This window comes from Nonomuraea sp. K271, assembly GCF_009908215.1.
GTDB classification, from domain to species: domain Bacteria; phylum Actinomycetota; class Actinomycetes; order Streptosporangiales; family Streptosporangiaceae; genus Nonomuraea; species Nonomuraea longispora.
Map to the genome: position 1 here is coordinate 1 of NZ_JAAAHR010000295.1, position 5,631 is coordinate 5,631.

The window sequence follows — 5,631 nt, forward strand, 5'->3', positions numbered from 1 at the left end:
GGGGTCCCGCGGCGGGCGTGGCGCCCGGCGGGGGCGGTTGCTCGACGGGGACGTAGTCGTGGCGCATGCCGTGGTCGCCCAGCCACTGCCGCAGCCCGCCCACCGCCGACGGATCGGCCGCCACCCGGGCCGCGTACTCCGACAACGCCACCTCCTCCCCGTCGTCGAACAGCAGCCGCGCGGGCCCCGACCAGGACAGCGTCCATCTGGCCTCGCCGAGCTGGATCATGACGGCCTCCAGTGCCTGCCCGAGCACCCCCGCCAGCAGGGTGTCCGAGGCTTTCCAGCCCAGTTCGCGCAGCTTGTACTCGAGCTCCGCCTGCCGCCCCCGCGCGATCGCCTCGAAGGCGGCGTCCAGGTACGGCCGTGACGCCCCCATCACCTGCTGCCCGGCCAGGGCCAGGTCGCGCAGGGCGTCGGCGTTGCGGGTGGCGTACATGCCGTGCGCGACGAGCTCCTCCCACGAGACCGCCCGCAGCGTCAGCAGCGCCTCGGACGACCACATGGACTGCTCGACCGCCTGCACGGCCACGTTCGGGTCGCGCAGCAGGGTCAGGGCAGAACGGGGGTCGGGCACCTGCTGCGGCTCCGGCAGGCGCTCGATGGCGGCCAGGCGGTCGGTCAGGCTCGGGTGGGAGTCGTACGGGGAGACCTCCTCGGGCTGCTCGCTCAGCCTGGCCAGCTCGGCCTGCCGTTCGGCGTCGCTCATGAAGGCGTGGAAGCCGCCGAACACCGATGCGGGCCTGGTGCCGCCGGCGCCGGTCATCGACAGGTAGGTGTTGACGTACTGGTCCCAGCCGATCGCGGTCGTATGGATCTTGTGCAGGGCGCCCGCCATGGCCTGCCGGCCGCCGATCGCGACGGCGAACTGGTCGGCCTCCAACTCCTGCTTGCGCGAGACGGCCTGCGACACCCGCAGGTAGAGCTTGGCGTACCAGGTGAACAGGCGTTGCACGAACGGGTGGTTGCGCAGGCCCTGGACGGTGGCGATCAGCGAGACGCGCCCCCGGTAGACCGGCGCGCCGAGCCGCGTGTGGGCGCCGCTGTAGTGGCCGAGCTCGTGCCCCAGCACCGCCCGCATCTCGTCCACCGTGAGCGTCTGCAGCAGCGGCAGCCCGACGAACATGCGCCGCCGCGTCGCCTTCATGCCGAGAAACCGGGTGTCCTCGGACACGGCCGCGTTGACCTCCGCCACCAGCCGGATCTCGTCCGGCGGCGCGGTGCGTACGCGCTGGGCGAGCTCCTCGACCGTCTGCCACAACACCGGCTCGTCCTCGCGCGTGACCGGGACGCCCGGCTGCTCGCCGCCCCGGCGGCGGCTCACCATGGTCAGTGCGCGCAGCAGCGCGCCCGCGGCCAGGGTCAGCACGACCGCGAACTTGATCAGGTTGACGTGGAAGTCGACCAGTAAGAGAACGTCGAAGAAGACCGCCGCGGCGAGGATCAGACCGACCAGAACGTAGAAGCCGGCCAGCAAGGTGAAAGCCAGCACCGCTCGGAACGCTGTCGTCATGGGGGAGGGCTCCCAGGGAAGGGGTACTCGCGAGGCTCGACACTAGCGGAGACGGGAAACTGGATAAAATCGCTGCACCAATGTCGTACTACGACGAACACGACCAAGACCGTTGGGTTCCGGAACCTCCCGGCAATCCGGAACGCTCCGCGTTCGAGCGTGACCGGGCCCGGGTGCTGCACAGTGCCGCGCTGCGCAGGCTGGCCGCGAAGACGCAGGTCGTCGGCCCCGGCGAGACGTTCGACGGCGGCCAGCACATCCCCCGCACCCGGCTGACCCACTCCCTCGAATGCGCCCAGGTGGGCAGGGAGATGGGCGCCACCCTCGGCGTCGACCCCGACCTCGTGGAGACCGCCTGCCTGGCGCACGACCTGGGCCACCCGCCGTTCGGGCACAACGGGGAAGTGGCGCTCAACGCGCTGGCCGAGACGTGCGGTGGCTTCGAGGGCAACGCGCAGAGCCTGCGCCTGCTCACCAGGCTCGAGGCCAAGGTGCTCACCGAGGACGGCACGAGCGCCGGGCTGAATCTGACCAGGGCGGCCCTGGACGCCTCGATCAAATATCCATGGACGTGTGACAAGTCTTACAAATTCGGTGTGTACGACGACGATCTTCCCGTGTTCGAGTGGATCAGGGAGGGCGCTCCTGAAGGGCGGGTGAGCTTCGAGGCGCAGATCATGGACTGGGCCGACGACGTCGCCTATTCCGTACACGACCTTGAGGACGCCCTGCACCTCGGCCACGTCACCCCCGAGGCGCTCCTGTCGGGCGAGGAACGCAGGCAGGTGTGCGAGATCACCCGCACCTGGTACGCACCCGGCGCCGACCTCGCCGAGCTCGAAGCGGTCTTCGACAAGCTGATCACCGACCCGCTCTGGCCGCGCAGCTTCGCCGGCACGCTCGCCGACCTCGCCGGGCTCAAAGCCCTCACCAGCGGCCTCATCGGCCGTTTCTGCCGCTCCGCGCAGGCCGCCACCAAGGAGGTGTACGGCTCCCGCCACCGCGCCGACCTCGTCGTGCCGCGCGCCACACGGTTGGAGTGCGCGCTGCTCAAGGGCGTCGTCGCCCACTACGTCATGACCACGAAGGACCACCACGCCAACCAGGCCAGGCAGCGCGACCTCATCACCGAACTGGCCGAGCTGATCACCCAGGGCGCGCCCGGCGCGCTGGAGCCCGCCTTCCGGCCCGCGTACCTGGAGGCCCCGGACGACGCGGCCCGCGTCAGGGTGGTGATCGACCAGATCGCCTCGCTCACCGACACCTCCGCGGTGGCCTGGCACAGGCGGCTCACCCGGTGATCCAGGCCGTCTGACCCGACCGGCTTCCCCCGGCGCCCCCGGCGGGCGGATACTGCGCCCATGGCCACATTTGTGATCGCCGGCGCCGGGCTGGCAGGAGCCAAGGCCGCGCAGGCCCTGCGCGAGGAGGGCTTCGACGGCGAGATCGTGCTGATCGGCGCGGAGGCCGAGCGGCCCTACGAGAGACCGCCCCTGTCCAAGGACTACCTGCAGGGCAGGAGCGAACGAGAGAAGATCTACGTCCACCCGCCGCAGTGGTACGCGGACAACGACGTCGACCTGCGGCTCGGCCGGCGGGTCACCCGCATCGAGCTCGGCCACCACCTGGTCAGGCTCAGCGACGGGTCGCGGCAGCCGTACGACAAGCTGCTCCTCGCGACCGGGGCCGTGCCGAGGCGGCTGCCGGGACCCGGCTACTACCTGCGCACCGTCGAGGACAGCGACGCGCTCAAGGAACGCTTCGCCACCGGCGCCAAGGTCCTGATCGTGGGCGCGTCCTGGATCGGGCTCGAGACCGCGGCCGCGGCCCGTACCGCCGGCTGTGAGGTCACCGTCGTCGAGCCCGAGCCCACCGCGCTCAACCGGGTGCTCGGCCCCGAGCTGGGCGACCTGTTCTCCCGCCTGCACGCCCGCAAGGGCGTGCACCTGCGCTTCGGCACCGCCGCCGCGGAGATCACCCAGACCGGCGTGCGGCTCAGCTCGGGCGAACGCCTCACCGCCGACCTCGTGGTCGTCGGCATCGGCGCCGCCCCGGAGATCTGGCTGGCCCGCGACGCCGGGCTCGACGTCGGCCACGGCATCCTCACCGACGCGGCGCTGCGCACCTCGCATCCCGACGTGTTCGCCGCCGGCGACGTGGCCGAACACTTCCACCCCGTGTACGGCCGCCGTGTGCGCGTCGAGCACTGGGCCAACGCCCTGCACGGCGGTCCCGCCGCCGCGCGGTCGATGCTCGGCCAGGACGTCACCTACGACCCGATCCCGTACTTCTACACCGACCAGTACGAGCTGGGCATGGAGTTCTCCGGCGACGTCGAGGGCTACGACGAGGTCGTCTACCGCGGCGATCCCGACAAGCTGGAGTTCATCGCCTACTGGCTGCGCGGCGGGCGCGTGGTCGCCGGGATGAACGTCAACACCTGGGACGTCGTGGACGAGATCCAGGCCCTCATCAGGTCGGGCGCCGTCGTCGACCAGAAGGAGCTGCCTACGGGGTGACGCTGACCACGCCGTCGCCGTCGTCCTCACCGGTGTCGCCACGGGACGACGGCTCGCTCCTCGCCGCCTGCGGCGTCTCCTTCGGCTTCTTCGACGCGCACAGGACGGTGCAGCGCGGCGTCTCGCCGGACTTCTCGCGCAGCTCCAGCGTCTCGTCCCTGGGGGAGAGCGTACGGTTGCCCGTCCGCCAGGCGTCGAGGTAGTCCCACGGTTCGACCATGCCCCTGCGTACCCACCAGAACTTCGACCCCGTCTTCCACGAGATGGCGAAGTACAGGTTGGTGGCGGTGTCGCGGGCGTTGCCCGACCTGCCCACCCGGCCGAGCAGCCGGCCCGCCTTGACGCGGACGCCGGGCTTGATGCCGTCGGCCACCGTGTCGAGGTGGCCGCCGAGATAGCGCACGCCGTCGTCCCCGATGATCGTGACGAACCTGCCCTCGCGGTGGGCGCCCGCGTCCGTGGACGGGCGCCACCGGTTCTTGGCGTTCACCTCGTCCACGACGCCGGCCACGGGCGCCACGAACGCGCATCCCCGCGGCGCCCAGATCGTCGTCTTGGGCAGCACGAGCAGCTTGCGGGAGTAGGTGACCTCGCAGCCCTTGACCGGGAACGTGTAGGTGTACTTCGACAACTTCGGCGGCGGCACCTTGACCGGGTCGTCGCCCTGGGGCCGTTGCACGTCGGCCTGCCGCCCGCCCGACGGGGTGGGCGTCGGGGTCGCCGGCGAGGCCGCCGCTGCCGCGTACGCGGTGGAGGGCCCATGGGCAGGCGCGGTGTTGTCCGCGTTCGGGCGGAGGGTGACGCCGACGCCGGCCGGTCCGGTCGCCTGGCCGCAGGCGCCGGTCAGCAGTACGGCGCCCACGACGGACGCCCACCGCGCGATTTGCCCCGAATGCATGGTCTCCACCCGTGTCACCGCTTCCCGACAACCTTTACCTTTGTAGCCGACCAGGGGGCCGCGTACGGCGGCTTTCCCTCTTTAGCAACCCACAGGTAATGCCCCTCTTCCCCCTGCTGCACGCGCCCGGGGGCGGCCCGCGGGGCGGGAACCGTCGGTGGGGCGGAATAGACTCACGGCGTGGCTGGCCGGATCCGTGATGTCGACATCGCGCTCGTTCGCGAGCGCTCACCCATCGCCGACGTGATCGGCGAGCACATCCAGTTGCGCAACGCCGGAGGCGGCAACCTCAAGGGGCTGTGCCCGTTCCACGACGAGAAGAGCCCCTCCTTCAACGTCACTCCCGAGCGTGGGATGTTCTACTGCCTGGCGGCGGAGACCAGGGTCATGACCTGGGAGGGTGTGCGCCCGATCGCCGAACTCGCGGGCGGGACGCACCGGGTGCTCGCCTCCGACGGCACATGGGTGGACGCGCCCTTCGAGTCCTTCGGCGTCCAGCCGCTGATGAGGGTCGTCCTGCGCCGCGACGGGCAGCGAAAGGAGATCTTCGCCACGCCGGAGCACCGTTGGTTCGTACGCTCCGGCCCCGAGCAGGAGCAGCGCGCCGAAGTCGTCACCCGGGACCTGAAGCGCGGTCATCGGCTGGTCTCGGTGTTCCCCGGCACCCGGGTGGAGGGTACGCGCCCGTCGCCCTTCGGCGC

General features: G+C 71.2%; 5 protein-coding genes. 3 read left to right on the top strand and 2 right to left on the bottom strand.

Features of this window, described 5'->3' with window-relative positions; all coding sequences use genetic code 11:
* On the bottom strand, window positions 1-1,513 hold a 1,513-nt coding region (locus tag GUY59_RS45790), incomplete at its 3' end, for a M48 family metallopeptidase (RefSeq protein WP_161715086.1).
* 80 nt (window positions 1,514-1,593) lie between these two features.
* Between GUY59_RS45790 and GUY59_RS45795 the strand changes: the two genes are divergently transcribed.
* Both GUY59_RS45795 and GUY59_RS45800 read left to right on the top strand, forming a co-directional pair.
* Window positions 1,594-2,814, top strand: a complete 1,221-nt coding sequence (locus GUY59_RS45795; RefSeq protein WP_138208591.1) for a deoxyguanosinetriphosphate triphosphohydrolase — start codon at window positions 1,594-1,596, stop codon at window positions 2,812-2,814.
* Between the two features lie 60 nt (window positions 2,815-2,874).
* Window positions 2,875-4,032 (top strand): NAD(P)/FAD-dependent oxidoreductase, encoded by a 1,158-nt coding sequence (locus GUY59_RS45800; RefSeq protein WP_171055639.1) that lies wholly within the window; start codon window positions 2,875-2,877, stop codon window positions 4,030-4,032.
* On the opposite strand, the gene GUY59_RS45805 is transcribed toward GUY59_RS45800, so the two are convergent.
* Window positions 4,022-4,930, bottom strand: a complete 909-nt coding sequence (locus GUY59_RS45805) for a M23 family metallopeptidase (protein ID WP_171055640.1) — start codon at window positions 4,928-4,930, stop codon at window positions 4,022-4,024. The genes GUY59_RS45800 and GUY59_RS45805 overlap by 11 nt on opposite strands.
* Window positions 4,931-5,110: 180 nt before the next feature.
* Here GUY59_RS45805 and GUY59_RS49625 point away from each other — a divergent pair.
* Window positions 5,111-5,631 (top strand): CHC2 zinc finger domain-containing protein (locus GUY59_RS49625; RefSeq protein WP_330849309.1); only part of this gene is annotated, 521 nt, incomplete at its 3' end.